Genomic DNA, 21876 nt, shown 5'->3' with positions numbered 1-21876 from the left:
TTTATCAAATTTATTAAAAATAACTTTACTTTTAGATTATCATTATATCAAATAAAAATGAAATTACTTTATTTTAAATATACGCTTAATCTAAGCATTCTATTAACCCTAATTGGCTGTGCTACATACGAAAAGCAAATATCAGAACAATTTAAAAATTGGAGTTCTGTTAAAGATGAGGGTACTGAAATTAGTAATATTTATTTAATTGGTGATGCCGGTGGTAGTCCCAATAGTAATCAAACCTTTCAAAGTCTAAAACAAAAACTGGCAAGTGAGGGTGAAAACAGCAGTGTTATTTTCTTGGGTGATAATGTTTACCCCGCTGGATTGTCTCCTAAAAAGGGAAGAAGGCAAACTGATGGTTTGAATAAACTGACGGCTCAAACAGATATTTTGAAAAATTATAAGGGGCAAAAGTTTTTTATTCCTGGTAATCACGATTGGATGAAAGGTTTAAAAGGGCTTAAAGAACAGGAAAAATTTATAGAAAAAACCATTGGTAAAAACACTTTTTTGCCAGAAAATGGTTGCCCATTAAAAGTAGTGCACTTAAACTCCAAAGTAGATGTTATTTTTATCGACTCACAATGGTACATCACCGACTGGGACAAGCACCCAGAAATTAACGACAAATGTGATGAGATAAAAACTCGTGAGAAGTTTTTTATAGAGTTGGAAGGACTCATCAATAAAAGTCAGAGCAAAATTACTTTGATAGCCATGCACCACCCCACCGTAAGTAGAGGAACGCACGGAGGAGCTATATCTCTAAAAAGCCATCTTTACCCTATAGGCAACAAAGTGCCTCTTCCTGGTTTAGGGACTGTTATTCAAACCATACGAAAAACTAGCGGATTAAATACTCAAGATATACAGGGTTACAATTACAATGAGTTGGTAAAGAGAGTTACTACCTTAGCCAAAGAACACGAAAGGATTATGTTTGTTTCTGGTCACGACCATAACCTACAATATTTGTTCAATCAAGGAATTCCTCAAATCGTAAGTGGTTCGGGATCTAAACAATCTCCTACATTTTTAAATGATGCTAAAGGTTTTAGCTACGGACAGAATGGTTATGTTAAACTTAGTATTTACGATGACGAGCAGGTGGTAGCTACATTTATTAGTAATGATGAAACAGTATTTAAAACTGTTGTGTTCCGCAAAGAAGTAGAAAAAAAGGATAAAAATTACGATATTTCAAACATCGGTTCTACCAAGAAAGCTACTATTTATTCTAAAGATAGAACAGATAAAAGCAAAGCCTACAAAGCATTATGGGGAGAACATTACAGGAATGCCTACAGTACACCTATAGAAGCTAAAACTGTTTCTTTAGACACGCTATATGGAGGCCTAAAATTGGTGAAAAAAGGAGGTGGACATCAATCAAAGTCTTTACGGTTTGTGAACCCCGAAGGGAAGCAATATGTGATGAGAGCATTAAAAAAGAGTGCCGTAAGGTTTTTACAGACTGTTGCTTTTAAGAAAGATTACATTGCAGATAAAATGAAAAACACTTTAACTGAAGATCTCCTGTATGATTTTTACACAAGTGCCCACCCTTATACTCCCTTTATAGTAGGAGATTTATCGGACCCTTTGGGTATCTATCACACCAATCCCAAGCTTTTTTATGTTCCCAAGCAAAATGCAATCTCACCGCACAATGATGAATTTGGAGATGCTTTGTATATGATAGAAGAAAGACCTGAGGACGGACACGTTGATTTGAACTCTTTTGGAAGTCCAGACGATATTATTAGCACCGATGACTTGTTAAAAGAATTAAGAGAAAACAAGCAAAACAAGTTAGACGAGGAGAGTTATGTAACTGCTAGATTGTTTGACATGATTATTGGAGACTGGGATAGACATGTTGATCAATGGAGATGGGCTGTATTTAAAAACGGAAAGCAGAAAACGTTTAGACCTATTCCTAGAGATAGAGATCAAGCTTTTTCTAGTTATGATGGAGCTGTTTTGACTACGCTTACCTCACTAGTGGATCCTATAAAATTGATGCAGACTTATGATAAAAAAATGAGAAATATCTTTAAGTTTAATGATGAACCCTACCCTATCGACATTTCTCTTTTGCAAGAAAGCGAATATAGCTTATGGGATAAACAAGCATTGTTCATCAAAGAAAATTTAACTGATGAAATTATAGACAATGCGTTTGATAAACTTCCTAAAAGTGTTCAAAACAACAAAACAGAAAAAATAAAGCAGAGCCTTAAATATCGTAGAGACCATGCACCGGATATTGCTAGTCAGTATAGAGAAATTATGGAAAAATTTGCTATTGTAAAAGGGACCGATAAGGACAATTTATTCGAAATTTCCTCGGATGAGAAAATCACCACTGTTAACGTATACAATCTTAAAGACGGCAAAAAGGATAAATTACATTTCACTAAAAAATTTAACAATAAAAACACCAAAGAAATATGGGTATATGGTTTAGATGATGACGACATCTACAAAGTTGAGAATGTTTCTAAAAAAAGTCCCAAAATTAGATTAATTGGAGGACAAGATGAGGATGAATATAATGTTAAAGACTCAAAAAATATTAGTGTTCACGATTTTAAAAGCAAAAAAAATAAATTCGATGGAAAATTTAGAAAACATTTAACCAACCAATACAGCAAAAACGTTTATCATTTTAGAAAGATTAAGGATCATTCAAAAACCATGTTACCACTAGTTTCCTACAATCCTGACGATGAAATTAGCATTGGAGCTAGTATTAGTATTAGCAATTACGGTTATAACCAACAGCCATTCACTAACAAACACAGCATCAATATTAAATACTTTAGCGTAACTAATGGTTTTGATATTAAACATGCTAGTGAGTTTGCCACTTATATCAATAAATGGAATTTCTTTATCAATACACGCTTTACCAGTTCTAATTTTAGCAATAACTTTTTTGGTTTTGGTAACAATACAAAGAACACAGACGACTCTAGGGGATTTGATTACAATAGAGTTAAAACAGAAATTAAAAAAATTGAACCTGGATTTGTATGGTCTAATGCAAGAGGAGCTATTTTTAATGTAAGCATACCTTATAAAATTTATGAAATTGAAGAAACTGAGGGTAGATTCCTAAACGATCAATTCAACGATTTTTTTGGATCACAGCAGTTTATTGGATTGAACACCAACTTAAATTATGAAAACTATGACAGCAATACGCTGCCTAGTCTTGGATTTCAGTTTTATCTAAATTCTGGCTGGGATTACAATATTACTAGCGAGTCTTCTCTATTTTTTATCAAGGCTAGTACAGGATTTATTCAACCTATCAGTAGTAGTAAGAGGTGGGTTGTTGCTAGTAAATTTAGAAGCCAATTTAACTTTGCAGATGAGTTTCAATTGTATCAATCTGCCTTTGTAGGTGGAGATAATGGATTGAGAGGTTTTAGAAACGAACGTTTTGCTGGTAAAACTGCTTACAGCCAAAATACCGACTTAAGATACACTATAAAAAAAACAAGAACACCTATACTACCTGTAACATATGGAGTTTCTGCTGGGTTTGACTATGGTAGAGTTTGGTCTCCTAATGAAACCTCCAATAAATGGCATACCGCTTACGGTGGAAGTTTTTGGTTGAGTATACCAGGAGTTACCAAAGCTAATTTAAACTTGTTTAATAGTGAAGAAGGGTTGAGGTTTACTTTTGGTGTGGGTGTTAACTGGTAATTTTTAAATCTTTTAACATCAATTGTAAAGAACTATAACCATTCCAGTTATTTTCTTCTAATGTAAAAGCAGCTTCAAATGACTCGTTATTTTGAAGTTCTTTTAGCTGGTTTCCCATATTAAAACCTATTGCATTGTACGTTTTTTTATCGGCACCGTAAACAATATTCAATCGTAAATGTTTAGGCAAATCGTTTTCGATTTCTACTTTACCAATACGCTTACCATATCCGTTATCTCTTAAGTCTGTAGCTTTAAATACAGGCTTCATATTCGCAGGTCCAAAGGGAGCAAATTGCGATAAAATTCTATAAAACTTTGGTGTTAAGTCTGCTAATTCGACTTCAGCATCAATCGTAATTTCAGGAGAAGTTAACGCTATCGGCAAGGTTTGTTTAACTGCTTTTTCAAACGCAGCTTTAAAATCTTTATATTTTTCGGGCAACAAAGTCAATCCTGCTGCATATTTATGCCCCCCAAACTGTTCAATGTGTTCTGAACACGCTTCTAAAGCATTATAAACATCAAATCCTTTGACAGATCTTGCTGAGGCAGCGAGTTTATCGCCACTTTTTGTAAAAACTAAGGTAGGTTTGTAATACGTTTCTATTAATCTTGAAGCCACAATACCAATAACACCTTTATGCCAAGTTTCACTATAAACAACTGTCGTGCTATTTTGCTCTTCATTATTTTCTCTAATTTGTTGTAAAGCTTCATCGGTTATTTTTTTATCTAACTCTTTTCTATCATTGTTATATTGATTGATTTCTGATGCAAATTGCTTAGCCACATTTACATCTTTTTCCGTCATTAGCTCAACTGCATGTATTCCTTGTTTCATTCTTCCAGCAGCATTAATTCTTGGGGCAATGATAAAAACCACATCGGTAATCGTCAATCTATCTTTGTTTACTTGATCGATGATTGCTTTTATTCCTGGACGTGGATTGCTATTTATAACTTGTAAACCATGATAAGCTAAAATTCTGTTTTCGCCATTCATAGGAACAATATCAGCAGCAATACTAACGGCTAGCAAATCTAAATAAGGTATCAAATCCTCAAAAGGGTTCTCTAAAGTGTGAGTAATTGCTTGTGCTAGTTTGAACCCTACTCCACAACCAGATAACTCATCAAAAGGATAAAAACAATCTTTCTGTTTAGGATCTAATACAGCAACGGCTTGGGGGACTTGTTTTCCAGGCCTGTGGTGATCGCAAATAATAAAATCTATATTTTTTTGATTAGCATAACCAATCTTATCAATTGCTTTGATACCACAATCCAATGCTATGATTAACGAAATGTTATTGTCTTCTGCGAAATCTATTCCTGCATACGAGATGCCGTACCCTTCTTTATATCTGTCAGGAATATATGTAACTACATTAGGATAAAGTGTTAGTAAATAAGAGGACATTAGTGCGACGGCTGTAGTTCCATCTACGTCGTAATCTCCATAAACCATTATAGTTTCCTCGTCATCAATAGCTTGTATAATTCTATCGACTGCTAGCTGCATGTCTTTCATTAAGAAGGGATCGTGCAGTTGATCTAAACTAGGTCTAAAAAAATCTTTGGCTTTGTCAAAAGTATCGATACCTCTCTGAACTAATAAAGTAGCCAAAACCTTATCTATTCCTAGTTCTTTAGATAAGTTTTTAACTACTTGCTTATTAGGGGCATCTCTATTGATCCAACGCATATTGATAATTACATATAAACTCTGTGTATTGCGAATTTATAACATAGTTGTGCAATCTATCAACATTTATGGTGACTATTATTTTACTCTAGAAATGGTTAACCCATCTCTGATAGGTAGCAATACCGTTTCAACCCTAGAGTCTTCGTTTATTTTTTTATTATAAATAATAAGTTCTCTAGTATCTCTGTCGTTATCATCTACCCCTTCCACAATCTTACCACTCCAAAGAACATTATCTGATAAGATAACTCCACCAGAATTCATTTTATTGATAATTAAATCAAAATAATTCGAATAATTGGCTTTGTCTGCATCAATAAAAACCAAATCAAACTTTTTATCTATGGTAGGTAAAATATCTGTGGCATTTCCTATGTGTTGGTGTATTTGAGAACCGAATTCAGATAGGTTAAAGTATTTTCTCTGTAAATCGTACAACTCTTCATTTCTATCAATCGTATGCAAACTACCGTTAGATCGCATCCCTTCACACATGCAAAGTGCAGAGTATCCTGTATAAGTACCTATTTCCAAAATATTTTTAGGATTGACCAATTTGGCAATCATTGATAAAACTCTGCCTTGGTAAGTACCGCTTAACATTCTAGGGTTTAGTACAGTTTGCCAAGTTTCTGTATTCAGCGCTTCTAAAAGTTTTGGTTCTTTTTGCGAATGGCTAACGGCATACTCATCTATAGCTTCAGGTAAAAAATGCATAAAATGCTATTGTTCAAATTCTTTAATTTGCTCTTTTAATCTCAATTTGTCTGCTTCGGACATGCTAAAACCTTCATTTTTAGGTTTTATCGAAGCACACATCCCTGTTAATTGTGCATTTTGCTTTGTAAATAATCTACACACTTTACAGTACATAAAGTGCATATTTAACTTTATTTTCTCTACCAAAGTTGCTTCTCCGTATTGTGTTTTAGTACAAATAGTTGTAGCCTCTTCACATGTAATTTTCATATTTCCCATGGCCTTGTTACTTTTTAAACCAGTTATCTTCCATACATCTTCTTAATTGAGTTCTTGCTCTGTGTATAATCACCCATAAGTTAGACGATGTAATATCCAACTCATTACAAATATCTTCTGTTTCAAACCCTTGAACTGTTTTCATTTCAAAAACCATTCTATATTTTTCTGGTAACTTATCTATACACAACTGCAAAGTTTCTCCTAACTCTTCAGACTCTATGTTAGCATCTGCTCCCGTATTCCATTTCTGGGGCACACGTTCTTCAATCCAATCTCCTTCATTTTCGCCATCAGTGTAAAAATTCATTCTAATCTCTGCTTTCCCCTTCTTAGAATTAATTTTTCTGTAGTGGTCAATAATTTTTCTTTTAAGAATAGAAATCAACCAAGTCCTTTCACTTGCTTTTCCTTCAAAATTTTTCATAGACTTTAAGCCAGCAAAAAAAGTTTCTTGAACCAAATCTTTAGCCTTTTCACCGTCACTTACCCTAGATATTGTATAGTTAAAAAGATAATCTGCATAAGCATCTATCCATTTATCTGGATTTAAGGTGTGTTTAATTGTTTCTTCAGACATTTGTTTATTAGGGTTTTTACGATGATAAAGATATAATTTTTGAACTACAATTGAATGATGCAACCAATTATGTAAATCTCTGAACTTAATTAAAGTTTTTTGTTTAATTTTTTTAGTTGATTGCTGTTTTCAATCCAGCAAAATTAACAAAAGTTTATAAATATCTTAGGTTTTTGAAGACTCCGTCCAATTTTATTTTGTCTTCGTATTCAACTCGCTTATTTTAATCCTAAATACTATTAACCCGCTCTATGTAATAAATAAATCTTAATTTTACACACCACATTTTTGAGATTATAAAAATCATGTCTACTATAAATAAAAAATACAGAAGGGTTACCACCAATTCATTGATTCAAATGAAAGGCAACCAAGAGAAAATCTCTATGCTTACTGCCTACGACTTTACAATGGCTAAAATTATAGACAACGCAGGTGTAGACGTTATATTGGTAGGAGATTCTGCTTCTAACGTGATGGCTGGTCACGAAACTACATTGCCTATTACGCTAGATCAAATGATATACCATGCAAGTGGTGTAGTTAGAGCCTCAAAAAGGAGTTTGGTTGTAGTTGATATTCCCTTTGGAAGCTACCAATCAGACTCAAAGGAAGCTTTAAGATCTGCCATCAAAATAATGAAAGAATCTGGTGCACATGCTGTTAAAGTAGAAGGTGGTGCTGAAATAGACAATGCTTTATCAAGAATTATACAAGCAGGAATTCCTGTCATGGGCCACTTGGGTTTAACTCCTCAGTCAATCTATCAGTTTGGAACCTATACCGTTAGAGCTAAAGAAGAAGCGGAAGCTCAAAAATTAATGGAAGATGCCAAATTCTTACAATCAAAAGGGTGTTTTGCATTGGTTTTAGAAAAAATTCCAGCAAAACTAGCCAAAAAGGTAGCAGAAAGCTTATCAATTCCCGTAATTGGTATTGGAGCTGGAGCAGATGTTGATGGACAGGTTTTAGTAAGTCACGATATGCTAGGAATGACACACGAATTTCATCCTCGTTTTTTACGTAGATATTTAAATCTATACGATGATATGTCCGAAGCTGTAAAGCAATACACTAAAGATGTAAAATCTCTTGACTTTCCAAACGAATCGGAGCAATATTAATCGCTCTCAATTTTGATAAGAGTACTATTCTGATAAAAAACTCATCAAAAGCAAACGAGTAATTTAACCGTTTAACCAACACCTATATCGTATGAAAATACTTCATATAGACTCCAACCACCCTGCTTTAATAGAAGATTTGAATCTATTAGGATGTGAAAACTATGAAGATTATACATCCTCTAAAAAAGAAATTGAAAATACAATCCATTTGTATGATGGTATTGTTATCCGTAGTAGATTTAAAATCGATCAAAAATTTTTAAATGCGGCCACCAACTTAAAGTTTATTGCTAGAGTCGGTGCAGGATTAGAGAGTATTGATGTTGAATTTGCAATACAAAAAAACATACAACTAATTGCAGCTCCCGAAGGGAATATGAGCGCTGTTGGAGAGCATGCTTTGGGAATGATTCTTTGTTTGTTCAATAATATTAAAAAAGCCGATTTAGAAATAAGAAACGGAAATTGGCTTAGAGAAGAAAATCGCGGTTTAGAATTAGAGGGCAAAACCATTGGACTAATTGGTTATGGCCACATGGGAAAAGCGTTTGCTAAAAAATTAAAAGGTTTTGATTGTAACGTTATTTGCTACGATTTAAAAGATAACGTAGGAGACGATAACTGTAGACAAGTTTTGCTTGATGAACTAAAAAGACATACGGATGTTTTAAGTATTCATACTCCGCACAACGAGCAATCGTATCAAATGATTAATTTAGAATTTATCAACGGGTTTACCAAGCCATTCTACTTAATCAACACAGCAAGGGGTACAGCAGTAGTTACTAATGATTTGGTAGATGCCTTAAAAAACAACAAAATTTTAGGAGCCTGCTTAGATGTGTTGGAATACGAAAAACTCTCCTTCGAAAACTTATTTGATAATAATCAACTTCCACAAGCTTTTCAATACTTAATTCATAGCGAAAAGGTATTGCTATCCCCCCATATTGCTGGCTGGACAGTAGAATCCAAGTTTAAACTGGCTAAAACAATCACTAAAAAGATAAGACAACATTTTTTTAATTAAAGAATTCTAATGTTTACTTTTATGCCATGAAATTTACCGCATGAAAGAAATTATTAAAGAGTTACAAAACATAAAACAAAACACTGACCTAAATTATAGCGTAAAAACAAGTGTTGAAGATTTTACTCAAAAAATTTTCAGCATATTGTTTGACGATAGTATCGATTTAGCAAGTGGTTTTAAAGAATTAGAATTACTTTTTAAAAAAGCAGCCAAAATTTCATGCTTATCTACTCAAGAAATTTGCGACAAATCTTGGATTAGTTTTGCGAAAAAACTTCCAAGTATTCTAACCAACTTAAATCAAGATGCTGCTTATTTTATGGAATCCGATCCTGCAGCCAGACGAGTAGAAGAAATATACTTTGCCTATCCTGGATTCTATGCCATTGCCATACACCGTTTGAGTCACGAAATATATAAGTTAAAATTGTATTTATTTTCTCGTTTGATGAGTGAATATGCTCACAGATTAACAGGTACAGATATCCACCCAGGGGCAACTATTCAATCTCCTGTGTTTATAGACCATGCCACAGGTATTGTTATTGGGGAAACCTGTATAATTGAACCCTTTGTAAAAATTTATCAAGGAGTTACTTTAGGGGCTTTAAGCGTTAGCAAAGACAAGCAAGACAAAAAAAGACATCCAACAGTAAAAAGCAATGTATGTATCTATGCCAATGCTACTATTTTGGGTGGAGAAACTGTTGTTGGAACTAACTCTATTATTGGAGGTAACGTATGGGTTACTAAATCTGTTCCAGACAATTCCGTTGTTTACAATACCATAGAAACCAATATTAAATCTAGATAAAATGTTTAGAAAATTACTTTTGATACTTGCTTTTGTTACAAGTCTTTCTGGATATTCCCAGCGAATACAGTCAAATGATTACAATAATTCTGATTCGAGAAGCATCGGTGAAACACTAAATACAGATTTTGGACATACGTGGAAAGGTATTGCACGATTTTACACCTCTCCCTTGCGTTGGAAAAAGAAAGACTATCAAACATTAGGAATTGTTTTAGGTAGCTACGCTGCATTATCTTTAGCTGATAGGTCTTTAAGAAAGGAATTTTTAAAGGTAGAAGACAAAGCTCCTCAACCTATTAAAGAATTTGGATTTCGATTTGGAGGTCCTATCAATGCCGTCATATTTTCTAGCGGACTTTACACTTACGGATTGTTGGCTAAAAAAAGTAAAATCAAAAAAACAGGTATCCTAATGATGTCTTCTATTGCTGCTGCTGGTTTTTTACAAACTTCTATCAAAACAGTTGTAGGTAGGGCTAGACCTCGTGCAGGAGGACCGTATACGTTCAAGCCCTTTAGCGCTAGCCCTGGATTTCATTCTTTCCCATCTGGGCACTCCGTAGTATCTATGGTGTTTATTCACTCCATTGCAAGACAGGTTGAAAATCCTTGGGCTAAGGTAGGACTCTATACTGTGGGAGCTATTTCTCCAATTTCAAGATTATGGACAGAGTCTCATTGGTTTTCAGACGTAGCATTGGGTTCTTTCTTAGGAATATTAACGGTTGATTATATTGATAACTACCTTACACAAATATATGAAGGTAAAAAAGCAACGAAACTGACCAATACTTGGAAGTTTCAACCTGGACTTAATAACATGAAACTTAGCTATACTTTTAATTAAACTTAAACATGAAAAAGTTACTTTTTTTTTTAGCACTCTCAATAACAACAGCATTCAATAGTAGTGCACAAGAACAAAGTAGTATTTTTAATACTGTAAAAACAGATGTAAAACATACCCTTAAGGGAGTAGGTCGTTTTTACACCTCTCCTTTTAGGTGGGAAAAGAAAGATTATATTGGTGCAGCTAGTATTTTAGGAGGTTTTGCAGCGTTAACTTTAATAGATAGCTATGTAGAGGAGACCGCTACAAGGCACGAACCTCACATTCCTACAGTTATTAAAAAATTTGGAGATGGGTTTGGAGGACACGTAAATGCATTTGCTTTTTCTGGTGGAATATATGCCACTGGATTGTTAACTAAGAATAAAAGAATTAGAAAAACAGGAGCTCTAATGTTTACATCCGTTATTGCAGCCGGATCTTTACAAACTTTGGTAAAAGTAATCGTAGGTAGATCAAGACCCAGAATAGGCGATTATAACGACCTAAAACCTTTTTCTTTAGATAAGCAGAGACATGCTTTCCCGTCGGGACATTCAGTTGTTTCTATGGTTTTTGCGCATAGTATTGCCAAACAAATTGATAATCTTTTTGTAAAATCGATACTTTATACTGCCGCTACTATTGTTCCAGTTTCAAGAGTATGGGCAGAATCTCACTGGATTTCCGATGTAGCTCTTGGGAGTGCGCTAGGGATTATTACAGTCAATTACTTAGATAATTATCTTACAGAATTGTATGAAGGTAAAAAAGAAAAAAAACTGACCAATACTTGGAAAATTGTTCCAGGATTTAACAACATAAGCTTTAGCTACACTTTTAATTAATGCCATATGTATCACAAACTTTTAGACTATATAGGAAACACACCATTAGTAGAAACTACTCAATTGGTTAAAAATCCAAATGTGAAATTACTTTTAAAACTTGAAGGTAACAACCCAGGAGGTAGTGTAAAAGACAGGGCTGCTTACAGTATGATTAAGGGAGCATTTGACAGAGGAGAAATTAATGACGGTGATAAACTAATTGAAGCTACAAGTGGTAATACAGGAATAGCCTTGGCTATGATTGCTCAACTATTAAACATAGACATCGAACTTGTATTACCAGAAAACTCAACAGCAGAACGTGTACAAACCATGAGAGCCTACGGAGCAAAGGTAACTTTAACTCCTGCAGAAACGGGTATTATTGGTTCTAGAGATTACGCAGATCAAAAAGTTGCACAAGGAGGATACCTTATGCTTAACCAATTTGCCAATGAAGACAATTGGAAAGCACATTATAACACAACAGGACCAGAAATATGGAGAGATACAAACGGACAAGTAACTCATTTTGTATCTGCCATGGGAACCACAGGAACTATTGTTGGGACTTCTACCTATTTAAAAGAGCAAAATTCTAACGTTCAAATTGTGGGAGCTCACCCCTCTGACGGATCTCAAATTCCTGGAATTAGAAAATGGCCAGAAGAGTATTTACCTAAAATTTTTGATAAATCCAAAGTAGATACTATTATGGAAGTTTCTGAGTTAGAGGCAAGAGCGATGACCAAAAGATTAGCCAATGAAGAAGCTATATTTGCAGGAATGAGTTCTGGAGGTTCCGTAGCTACAGCAGTTAAATTAGCCAATAAACTAGAACGTGGAATTATTGTTGCCATTATATGTGACAGAGGAGATAGGTATCTATCCTCAGATTTATTTGAGTAAATTGTTCCTATGGACATTTTAAAATATCTTTTAAACTCAACACATATAAATAACCAAAAAGTATATACTTCCAATATTGTTTTTTATGGTAAAGAATTTAAAGATGACAATATATTTTTTACTGCGCTAATAGCATACACACTAAAAAGTATTAAAGAAACATTTAGTGATGAAGATCAGAATATAATTGAAAAAATTATACAAAATTGTCAATATGCTTTTGCTTTCTATAAAAATAAACACGGTGATATTACTTACAATTTTTACCCAACACAACCATTAAATCAATATTCAGGAATAAAATTTCTCAATAAATTTACTGCATTACATATACCTGATGATTTAGATACCACCTCATTAGTTTATCTATCTCAAAATAGGGATAGCAAGCAAATTGTACATCAACTTAAAAAAAAATATGATAGTCTTTCCAATGACGGAAAACCATTAAAATCAATACCCAAATCTTATCAAAAAACAAAAGCGTACAGAACTTGGTTCGCAACTAAAATGAATCACGACATGGATATCTGCGTAGTGTGTAACGTACTCTGTTTGATGTTCCAAAACCAAATACCTTTTACTGAGACCGATATAGACTCTATTAATTTAATATCCGAGCTAATTGCAACCAACAAATTCATAAGACAAGCATATTTATTCGCTCCTCACTATAAAACCAAATCAATTATAATCTATCACATAGTTAGATTGCTACATGTAACTCAAATACCACAAATCGTAAAACACAAACAGCAACTCATAAATCAATGTAAAAGTTTGCTAAAAACTAAAATCAACCCGCTAGAAAAAGTCATTCTTATTACCTCTCTATACAAACTAGGAAGTAAACTAGAATTCACAATTAAAATTAATTCCTCAGATTTTAAGAACTTTTATTGGTTCAAGGCAAACCCATTCAGTATATCAGCTCCATGGATTAAGACACTTTTATCACAAAAGAAATTTCTACATTTAGAGTATAGCTGTGCAGTCTACTATTATACATTAATACTAGAACTCAAGCAAATAAGTAATGCTACAATAAGTCACCGTCGTCATACAATTTGTATAAAAAACAATGCAAATACTGTTAGTTCGTACAGTAATTACGACTAAACCAATTAAATTATATATCAAAACTATGAAAACTTTAAGTCTATTAATGGCAACAGCAGTTGCCTTTACGAGTATCAGTTGTAAAAACGCAAATGATAAAAAAGAGAGCCAAACAATCGTAAAACAAAACGAAAAAACAGCAGAAACTCCTATTACTAAAATTGAAACTGCACATCACAAAAATTCGTTTCTTTCTAAAAATGCTGTCGAATTTGACATTAACGTAAAATTTGGAGGCAAAGAACACATTAGTGGAAAAATAACTGCATTAACAAACTCTACCAAAGCCCTAATTACCTTAAAAACAGGTGATAAAATATATATTAATAACGATAAAGTACAACACACACCCAATATAAAAAATGAACCAATGGTAAGATTCGATGCTTACACTTGGACTTACTTTTTTATGTTTCCATATAAGCTATCTGATGCTGGTACCCAATGGTCAGAATTTGGAGAAACTACCCTAAACGGAGAAACAAAAAACATTCAACATTTAACATTTGAATCTGGAACAGGAGATGCTCCAGACGACTGGTACTACGTGTATTCCAATCCTAAAACAAACTTAATTGACGTTGCTGCGTATATCGTATCTTTCGGAAAAACTAAAGAGCAGGCAGAAAAAGAACCACACGCAATCAAATATGAAAATTACCAAACAGTAGACGGTATTCCTTTCGCTACAAATTGGACTTTTTGGGGATGGACTAAAAAGCAAGGACTTACACAGCAGATTGGTGAAGCATCTATTGAGAATATAAAATTCCTAGAAGCTGACGATCAATATTTCAAGGCTCCTAAAGATTATATTAGTAAATAATCTGAAGAAATATTTTAACCTATGAAAAACCTTAAGAACATTTCTTAAGGTTTTTTTGTTATTAAGATATCTTTGTGAGCGTTCCCCTATGGGTCGGGCTATCCGCTATATCTTTTACTAGTTTTCGATACAAATTTATTCCGTTTCACTTCATAAATTCACTCAAACTGACCGTAAAAGGATGCCGCTACTATCCCTAACGCGTACAATGGAAGCCAATTTTTAATAGTGTAATTTTCTCTCAAATAATTCTCGACTCCGCTCGAACACCTAGAGAACTCATCAATCGAAATTGAGAAGATGTTCATTTGCAATACTAATGTTCACACTGACCTCATACAAATTACATACAATGCCATCAACAAATGGTCTTCAATCGAAGCCGAGAAATATATTACTATATACGAAAACTGATATGTATTTTACAACAAGTAATTATAATTATACTCCTTCATATTTCGAATCATCTAAATATGTTAATTAACAAAATTCGAGTAGACTAAAAGCATCGTCAGGCAGTTATTAATATTGGTATCAATATAAGCACTAATAAAATATAATACAGTCAACGGTCTTAGAGCGGAGATGAGATGAAAGAATACAGAGATTACTCAATCGAACTTTGGTGTCTATAAATTCTAGTATCCAAGTTATCCAGCTAAGCCAAAATAACAAAACGCATTAGAGGAAAACTATAACACAAATAGTTCTCGGATTTAGCTCTAACACCTATAATGGTCTTCGAGCGGAGTCGAGAAGCGACTACCAGCTTAACTCTTATAATTCTTAACTCATATAACTCCTTCACTTCTGACTACTTAATTTCCACTTCTCTATTCACCCAACATCCACTCACTCATAAAAATAAGAAAACCTCATTCAATTGAATTGAATGAGGTCTAAAGTACTGAAGTAATTTCAGTATCTAAAAAAAGGCGATGACATACTCTCCCAGCAAGTGCTAGTACCATCTGCGCGAATAGGCTTAACTTCTCTGTTCGGAATGGGAAGAGGTGAGCCCTATTGCAATAATCACCTTAAGGTCTTGGTTGGTGGTTGTTCATTGTTTGTTAGTAGTATCATACTAACAACGAAAAACCCACAACTAATTATGTGTTAACATATTGATATTATAAATCATGTTTCCAATCCATTGAATAGCTAAAATCATTAAAGTCCGCAAGTACACAAGCCTATGGGTTATTAGTAATACTCGGCTATGACATTACTGCCTTTACACCTATATCCTATCAAGGTCGTAGTCTACAACCACCCTTTAAAGAAATCTCATCTTGTGGTGGGTTTCGCGCTTATATGCTTTCAGCGCTTATCCCTTCCCAACGTAGCTACTCAGCAATGCTCCTGGCGGAACAACTGATACACCAGAGGTTAGTTCAACTCGGTCCTCTCGTACTAGAGTCAAATCCACGCAAATTTCTAACGCCCGCTACAGATAGAGACCGAACTGTCTCACGACGTTCTGAACCCAGCTCGCGTGCCACTTTAATGGGCGAACAGCCCAACCCTTGGGACCTTCTCCAGCCCCAGGATGTGACGAGCCGACATCGAGGTGCCAAACCCCCCCGTCGATGTGAGCTCTTGGGGGAGATCAGCCTGTTATCCCCGGAGTACCTTTTATCCTTTGAGCGATGGCCCTTCCATGCGGAACCACCGGATCACTATGCTCTTGTTTCCAACCTGATCGACTTGTAGGTCTCCCAGTCAAGCACCCTTATGCCATTGCACTCTACGTACGGTTACCAAGCGTACTGAGGGTACCTTTAGAAGCCTCCGTTACTCTTTTGGAGGCGACCACCCCAGTCAAACTACCCACCAAGCACTGTCCCCATCACTGGGTTAGACTCTAGATAAGCAAAGGGTCGTATTTCAACAACGACTCACACACGCCTAGCGACGCATGATCAATGTCTCCGACCTATCCTACACATTACTTATCCAAAGCCAATACTAAGCTATAGTAAAGGTTCACGGGGTCTTTTCGTCCCGTAGCGGGTAATCGGCATCTTCACCGATACTACAATTTCACCGAGCTCATGGCTGAGACAGTGTCCAGATCGTTGCACCATTCGTGCAGGTCGGAACTTACCCGACAAGGAATTTCGCTACCTTAGGACCGTTATAGTTACGGCCGCCGTTTACTGGGGCTTCATTTCAGATCTTCGATTTGCATCTAAACCCTCCACTTAACCTTCCAGCACCGGGCAGGTGTCAGGCCCTATACATCAACTTTCGTTTTAGCAGAGCCCTGTGTTTTTGATAAACAGTCGCCTGGACCTTTTCACTGCGGCCCTTAAATTTAATTAAGGGCGACCCTTCTCCCGAAGTTACGGGTCGATTTTGCCTAGTTCCTTAGCCATGAATCACTCGAGCTCCTTAGAATACTCATCCCAACTACCTGTGTCGGTTTACGGTACAGGACGCAGCCCTCGCTTTTCTTGGAACCGCTTACTTCTTTTCGCTTCGCCCGAAGGCTAGGCTCAACGTACTATTCCGTCAGTACGTAAAGATCTAGGCAATCCGTCACTTTTAACGGGTGCGTGTACAGGAATATTAACCTGTTGTCCATCGACTTCCCCATTCGGGTACGCCTTAGGTCCTGACTAACCCTCAGCTGATTAGCATCGCTGAGGAAACCTTAGTCTTTCGGAGGGCGGGTTTCTCACCCGCCTTATCGTTACTTATGCCTACATTTTCTTTTCTAGCCGTTCCAGCATTCCTTACGGAACACCTTCTGCACAACTAGAATGCTCCCCTACCACTTATAACTTACGTTACAAATCCATAGCTTCGGTAATATGTTTATGCCCGATTATTATCCATGCTCGACCGCTCGACTAGTGAGCTGTTACGCACTCTTTAAATGAATGGCTGCTTCCAAGCCAACATCCTAGCTGTCTAGGCAGTCAAACCTCGTTTATTCAACTTAACATATATTTGGGGACCTTAGCTGATGGTCTGGGTTCTTTCCCTCTCGGACATGGACCTTAGCACCCATGCCCTCACTGCTGTAAACCATTATATAGCATTCGGAGTTTGTCAGGAATTGGTAGGCGATGAAGCCCCCGCATCCAATCAGTAGCTCTACCTCTATATAACTATAATACAACGCTGCACCTAAATGCATTTCGGGGAGTACGAGCTATTTCCTGGTTTGATTGGCCTTTCACCCCTACCCACAGGTCATCCCAAGACTTTTCAACGTCAACGGGTTCGGTCCTCCACTGTGTGTTACCACAGCTTCAACCTGCCCATGGGTAGATCACCAGGTTTCGCGTCTACTCAACCTAACTAAAACGCCCTATTAAGACTCGCTTTCGCTACGGCTCCATTCCTTAAGAATTTAACCTTGCTAGATAAAGTAACTCGTAGGCTCATTATGCAAAAGGCACGCCGTCACCATGTAAAATGGCTCCGACCGCTTGTAGGTGTACGGTTTCAGGATCTGTTTCACTCCCTTACTTAGGGTTCTTTTCACCTTTCCCTCACGGTACTAGTTCACTATCGGTCTCTCAGGAGTATTTAGCCTTACCGGATGGTCCCGGCAGATTCAGACAGGGTTCCTCGTGCCCCGCCCTACTCAGGAATCTGATATGATCGCTTCTCTTACCTATACGGGACTATCACCCTCTGTGGTTAACCTTTCCAGGTTATTCTAATTCGATTGCTTCTCAATAACTCAGTCCTACAACCCCCAGCCTGCCGTAACAGAATGGGTTTGGGCTCTTTCGCGTTCGCTCGCCACTACTAACGAAATCATTATTATTTTCTCTTCCTCCGGTTACTTAGATGTTTCAGTTCACCGGGTTTGCTCCTCTCGGTACTATGCCTTCAACATAGTGGGTTGCCCCATTCGGAAATCTACGGATATAATTCTTATGTGCAAATCCCCGTAGCTTATCGCAGCTTATCACGTCCTTCTTCGCCTCTGAGAGCCTAGGCATCCGCCATACACCCTTAATTAGCTTATTGTACTCTTTTGCGTCTTTAATCTTTAATTACAGTCATCGACTGTAATATTTTATTTTTATTGATAGTTAATACTTTGTACTTCGTACTCAATATTAACTATGAATGTCTACTCAAGTAAATATGGTTTCCCATATTTATAATATCAATATGTCAATGAACGGTGGCGAGTCGCCACTGAATTTAAATCAGGGTGACTGCTATATACCTGTAAGATAAATAAATATCTAAAGGCATAGCCTTGTGGAGAATATCGGAGTCGAACCGATGACCTCTTGCGTGCAAGGCAAGCGCTCTAGCCAGCTGAGCTAATCCCCCTTATTTGCAATGAACAATCACCAATCTACAATTTTCAATAATTGTTAATTGCTTATTGTCAATTGCTAATTGAATTGCGTTGCTTCTAGAATTTCCTTTTTAAAATACAATCTAAATCTTACTTTCCTAAGTAATCTTTTAGTAACTAATGCCTGCCTAAACAAACTTTGTTTGTAGTCTCGGGCAGACTCGAACTGCCGACCTCTACATTATCAGTGTAGCGCTCTAACCAGCTGAGCTACGAGACTCAATATGTGATTGTATTCTATATCTTTTTAAATTAACAGCTTAGAGGTAAATAATCTCTTTGTAACATACATCTCGTTTCTCTAGAAAGGAGGTGTTCCAGCCGCACCTTCCGGTACGGCTACCTTGTTACGACTTAGCCCTAGTTACCAGTTTTACCCTAGGCGGCTCCTTAACGGTGACCGACTTCAGGCACTCCCAGCTTCCATGGCTTGACGGGCGGTGTGTACAAGGCCCGGGAACGTATTCACCGCATCATGGCTGATATGCGATTACTAGCGATTCCAGCTTCATGGAGTCGAGTTGCAGACTCCAATCCGAACTGTGATAATGTTTGAAGATTCGCATCCTGTCACCAGGTAGCTGCCCTCTGTCATTACCATTGTAGCACGTGTGTAGCCCAGGACGTAAGGGCCGTGATGATTTGACGTCATCCCCACCTTCCTCGCGGTTTGCACCGGCAGTCTCTCTAGAGTCCTCAGCTTAACCTGTTAGCAACTAAAAATAGGGGTTGCGCTCGTTATAGGACTTAACCTGACACCTCACGGCACGAGCTGACGACAACCATGCAGCACCTTGTAAGAAGTCCGAAGAAATGTCTATCTCTAAACAATGCATCCTACATTTAAGCCCTGGTAAGGTTCCTCGCGTATCATCGAATTAAACCACATGCTCCACCGCTTGTGCGGGCCCCCGTCAATTCCTTTGAGTTTCAATCTTGCGACCGTACTCCCCAGGTGGGACACTTATCACTTTCGCTTAGTCACTGAACTTGTGCCCAACAACTAGTGTCCATCGTTTACGGCGTGGACTACCGGGGTATCTAATCCCGTTCGCTCCCCACGCTTTCGTTCATCAGCGTCAGTATATACGTAGTAGACTGCCTTCGCAATCGGTATTCTATGTAATATCTATGCATTTCACCGCTACACTACATATTCTATCTACTTCCATATAACTCAAGACTAACAGTATCAAAGGCAGTTCAACAGTTAAGCTGCTGGATTTCACCTCTGACTGATTAGCCCGCCTACGAACCCTTTAAACCCAATGATTCCGGATAACGCTTGGACCCTCCGTATTACCGCGGCTGCTGGCACGGAGTTAGCCGGTCCTTATTCGTAGAGTACCGTCAAATGATTACTCGTAACCACGTTTCTTCCTCTATAAAAGAAGTTTACAACCCATAGGGCAGTCATCCTTCACGCGGCATGGCTGGTTCAGAGTTGCCTCCATTGACCAATATTCCTCACTGCTGCCTCCCGTAGGAGTCTGGTCCGTGTCTCAGTACCAGTGTGGGGGATCTCCCTCTCAGGACCCCTACTTATCGTTGCCATGGTAAGCCGTTACCTTACCATCTAGCTAATAAGACGCATAGCCATCATAAACCAATAAATCTTTAAATATAATCTGATGCCAAATCATATCGCCATGGAGTATTAGTCTTCGTTTCCAAAGGGTATCCTCCTGTTCATGGTAGGTTCTATACGCGTTACGCACCCGTGCGCCGGTCGTCAGCAAATAGCAAGCTATCCCTGTTACCCCTCGACTTGCATGTGTTAAGCCTGCCGCTAGCGTTCATCCTGAGCCAGGATCAAACTCTTCATCGTTATTTTTTTTTACAGCTCTCACTGCATATTTAGACGATGCTCAAAAAAATCTCATGATCTAGTCATGTAATTTACGCTCTAATTTACGCTGTCAATTTCAAATTTCTCAATGAACTTAGTCACATAGTGACTTTATCTCTTAGCTGCTTCGCTAAGCGGATGCAAATATACTAACTTTATTTAATCCCAAACAAATAATTGTTGATTTATTTCTAAATCTTTTTTTTACTTGTTTGTAAAGGAGATGCTCCTTTATTAAATGCTATATCATTTATCTGATCTTATCCCTTTATAACTCGAATAGTTCTCGCTACTAAGGGGATGCAAATATACACATATTTTAATGTTTTTACGTAGTTTTTTCGTGAAGTTCTTGTGTCTTTTTTTAATGGGTTATTAGTCAGGGGGTTAATATGGATGGTTGGTGGTTGGTGGTTGGTAGTCAGTAGTCAGTAGTCAGTAGTCAGTAGTCAGTAGTCAGTAGTCAGTAGTCAGTAGTCAGTAGTCAGTAGTCAGTAGTCAGTAGTCAGTAGTCAGTAGTCAAGTTGGAAATTTTTGAGTTCTTGAGCTGTATTAGAATGTTATGATTTGATGATTTTTTTTCTGTCTTATACCTTTAGTAAACTTTACTCTTTGCGTTAGGGATAGTAGCGGCATCCTTTTACGGTCAGTTTGAGTGAATTTATGGAGTGGAACGGAATAAATTTGTATCGAAAACTAGTAAAAGATATAGCGAATAGCCCGACCCATAGGGGAACGCCCTAAACGATATATGTGAACTTGTTGGTTAGTAGATTTTGAGCATAATGCTTATTTATCTCTATTTTTTACACGGCTTGGTTCTAGACTTAACTCAATCACTAAATAGCCTTTGATAGTTTTTAATACAGGGCTTTTACTTTATCGAAAATTTCATGAATGTTTTTTATGGGTATGTCTCTTTTAGGGTCAATTAGCATTCTTTTTGTGAAAGTTCTTTTCTCTATTAGTAGTGCTGGGTGGTCGATTTTTACTCCTTTACCAATGGCTATGTAAGGGAATCCTGTCTTTTTATCTACCCATAAGTAACAGAATATTTGATTTTGATACATAAAACATGGCAACCTATAATACCACTTACTTTCTATGTCACTATCATAATTTAATATGATTTGTTTTAGTGCCAATAGACAACTTTTGACAGGCTCTTGTTGGTCTAGATAAAAGTAGTCTAACGAATTTATCATTTCG

At 36.7% G+C, this 21876-nt stretch carries 14 protein-coding genes, 2 tRNA genes and 3 rRNA genes; 9 read left to right on the top strand and 10 right to left on the bottom strand.

The annotated features are described in order from the left end of the window. Positions 1-57: 57 nt before the first annotated feature. Entirely contained in the window at positions 58-3726 is a 3669-nt protein-coding gene (locus tag ACXGQW_RS10950) for a metallophosphoesterase (RefSeq protein WP_457822828.1), read from the top strand. Here the strand turns inward: ACXGQW_RS10950 and recJ are convergent. From recJ to ACXGQW_RS10930, 4 genes are all read right to left on the bottom strand, one after another. Then, complete coding sequence (gene recJ / locus ACXGQW_RS10945; RefSeq protein ID WP_457822826.1) at positions 3716-5434, bottom strand: single-stranded-DNA-specific exonuclease RecJ; 1719 nt, start codon at positions 5432-5434, stop codon at positions 3716-3718. The two genes, ACXGQW_RS10950 and recJ, sit on opposite strands and share 11 nt — an antisense overlap. Positions 5435-5512: 78 nt before the next feature. Next, positions 5513-6154, bottom strand: a complete 642-nt coding sequence (locus tag ACXGQW_RS10940; RefSeq protein ID WP_457822824.1) for an O-methyltransferase — start codon at positions 6152-6154, stop codon at positions 5513-5515. 6 nt (positions 6155-6160) lie between these two features. Beyond that, on the bottom strand, positions 6161-6406 hold the full coding sequence (locus ACXGQW_RS10935; protein WP_457822822.1) for a hypothetical protein: 246 nt from the start codon (positions 6404-6406) through the stop codon (positions 6161-6163). A gap of 16 nt (positions 6407-6422) precedes the next feature. Beyond that, on the bottom strand, positions 6423-6995 hold the full coding sequence (locus tag ACXGQW_RS10930) for a sigma-70 family RNA polymerase sigma factor (protein ID WP_457822820.1): 573 nt from the start codon (positions 6993-6995) through the stop codon (positions 6423-6425). A 305-nt stretch (positions 6996-7300) separates the two neighbouring features. Between ACXGQW_RS10930 and panB the strand changes: the two genes are divergently transcribed. From panB to ACXGQW_RS10890, 8 genes are all read left to right on the top strand, one after another. Then, the gene (gene panB, locus ACXGQW_RS10925; protein WP_457822818.1) at positions 7301-8119 is read left to right on the top strand and encodes a 3-methyl-2-oxobutanoate hydroxymethyltransferase; all 819 of its coding nucleotides are present in this window, start codon (positions 7301-7303) and stop codon (positions 8117-8119) included. A gap of 91 nt (positions 8120-8210) precedes the next feature. Next, entirely contained in the window at positions 8211-9152 is a 942-nt protein-coding gene (locus ACXGQW_RS10920; RefSeq protein ID WP_457822816.1) for a 2-hydroxyacid dehydrogenase, read from the top strand. Positions 9153-9192: 40 nt separating this feature from the next. Beyond that, the gene (gene epsC, locus ACXGQW_RS10915; RefSeq protein ID WP_457822814.1) at positions 9193-9969 is read left to right on the top strand and encodes a serine O-acetyltransferase EpsC; all 777 of its coding nucleotides are present in this window, start codon (positions 9193-9195) and stop codon (positions 9967-9969) included. Between the two features lies 1 nt (position 9970). Next, positions 9971-10819, top strand: a complete 849-nt coding sequence (locus ACXGQW_RS10910; protein WP_457822812.1) for a phosphatase PAP2 family protein — start codon at positions 9971-9973, stop codon at positions 10817-10819. 8 nt (positions 10820-10827) lie between these two features. Further along, positions 10828-11649 carry a phosphatase PAP2 family protein gene (locus tag ACXGQW_RS10905; RefSeq protein ID WP_457822810.1) on the top strand — a complete coding sequence of 274 codons (822 nt, stop codon included), beginning with the start codon at positions 10828-10830 and terminating at the stop codon, positions 11647-11649. Positions 11650-11655: 6 nt separating this feature from the next. Then, the gene (gene cysM / locus ACXGQW_RS10900) at positions 11656-12540 is read left to right on the top strand and encodes a cysteine synthase CysM (RefSeq protein ID WP_457822808.1); all 885 of its coding nucleotides are present in this window, start codon (positions 11656-11658) and stop codon (positions 12538-12540) included. A gap of 9 nt (positions 12541-12549) precedes the next feature. Then, on the top strand, positions 12550-13659 hold the full coding sequence (locus ACXGQW_RS10895) for a hypothetical protein (protein WP_457822806.1): 1110 nt from the start codon (positions 12550-12552) through the stop codon (positions 13657-13659). 25 nt (positions 13660-13684) lie between these two features. After that, positions 13685-14485 carry a DUF6503 family protein gene (locus ACXGQW_RS10890; RefSeq protein WP_457822804.1) on the top strand — a complete coding sequence of 267 codons (801 nt, stop codon included), beginning with the start codon at positions 13685-13687 and terminating at the stop codon, positions 14483-14485. A gap of 930 nt (positions 14486-15415) precedes the next feature. Here ACXGQW_RS10890 and rrf read toward each other — a convergent pair. The 6 genes from rrf to ACXGQW_RS10860 form a co-directional block, all read right to left on the bottom strand. Further along, positions 15416-15525: ribosomal RNA gene (gene rrf / locus ACXGQW_RS10885) — 5S ribosomal RNA — on the bottom strand. A 143-nt stretch (positions 15526-15668) separates the two neighbouring features. Further along, positions 15669-18475 (bottom strand): 23S ribosomal RNA (locus ACXGQW_RS10880). A 241-nt stretch (positions 18476-18716) separates the two neighbouring features. Then, positions 18717-18790: transfer RNA gene (locus ACXGQW_RS10875), tRNA-Ala, on the bottom strand. Between the two features lie 174 nt (positions 18791-18964). After that, a tRNA-Ile gene (locus ACXGQW_RS10870) sits at positions 18965-19038 on the bottom strand. Between the two features lie 85 nt (positions 19039-19123). Further along, positions 19124-20646: ribosomal RNA gene (locus ACXGQW_RS10865) — 16S ribosomal RNA — on the bottom strand. The 16S, 23S and 5S rRNA genes sit together here with 2 tRNA genes alongside, the layout of an rRNA operon. Positions 20647-21527: 881 nt before the next feature. Continuing rightward, positions 21528-21872 (bottom strand): DUF1801 domain-containing protein, encoded by a 345-nt coding sequence (locus ACXGQW_RS10860; RefSeq protein ID WP_457822802.1) that lies wholly within the window; start codon positions 21870-21872, stop codon positions 21528-21530. Between the last annotated feature and the right edge of the window lie 4 nt (positions 21873-21876).

The organism is Wenyingzhuangia sp. IMCC45533 (genome assembly GCF_054111225.1).
This window is presented reverse-complemented; position numbering and strand designations above follow the sequence as displayed.

Bases quoted from the DNA above. Each gene is read 5' to 3' on its own strand.
- ACXGQW_RS10930 (WP_457822820.1), bottom strand. From the start codon at position 6,995: ATGTCTGAAGAAACAATTAAACACACCTTAAATCCAGATAAATGGATA.
- recJ (WP_457822826.1), bottom strand. From the start codon at position 5,434: ATGCGTTGGATCAATAGAGATGCCCCTAATAAGCAAGTAGTTAAAAAC.
- ACXGQW_RS10860 (WP_457822802.1), bottom strand. From the start codon at position 21,872: ATGATAAATTCGTTAGACTACTTTTATCTAGACCAACAAGAGCCTGTC.
- panB (WP_457822818.1), top strand. From the start codon at position 7,301: ATGTCTACTATAAATAAAAAATACAGAAGGGTTACCACCAATTCATTG.
- epsC (WP_457822814.1), top strand. From the start codon at position 9,193: ATGAAAGAAATTATTAAAGAGTTACAAAACATAAAACAAAACACTGAC.
- ACXGQW_RS10910 (WP_457822812.1), top strand. From the start codon at position 9,971: ATGTTTAGAAAATTACTTTTGATACTTGCTTTTGTTACAAGTCTTTCT.
- ACXGQW_RS10940 (WP_457822824.1), bottom strand. From the start codon at position 6,154: ATGCATTTTTTACCTGAAGCTATAGATGAGTATGCCGTTAGCCATTCG.
- ACXGQW_RS10905 (WP_457822810.1), top strand. From the start codon at position 10,828: ATGAAAAAGTTACTTTTTTTTTTAGCACTCTCAATAACAACAGCATTC.
- cysM (WP_457822808.1), top strand. From the start codon at position 11,656: ATGTATCACAAACTTTTAGACTATATAGGAAACACACCATTAGTAGAA.
- ACXGQW_RS10890 (WP_457822804.1), top strand. From the start codon at position 13,685: ATGAAAACTTTAAGTCTATTAATGGCAACAGCAGTTGCCTTTACGAGT.
- ACXGQW_RS10895 (WP_457822806.1), top strand. From the start codon at position 12,550: ATGGACATTTTAAAATATCTTTTAAACTCAACACATATAAATAACCAA.
- ACXGQW_RS10935 (WP_457822822.1), bottom strand. From the start codon at position 6,406: ATGAAAATTACATGTGAAGAGGCTACAACTATTTGTACTAAAACACAA.
- ACXGQW_RS10950 (WP_457822828.1), top strand. From the start codon at position 58: ATGAAATTACTTTATTTTAAATATACGCTTAATCTAAGCATTCTATTA.
- ACXGQW_RS10920 (WP_457822816.1), top strand. From the start codon at position 8,211: ATGAAAATACTTCATATAGACTCCAACCACCCTGCTTTAATAGAAGAT.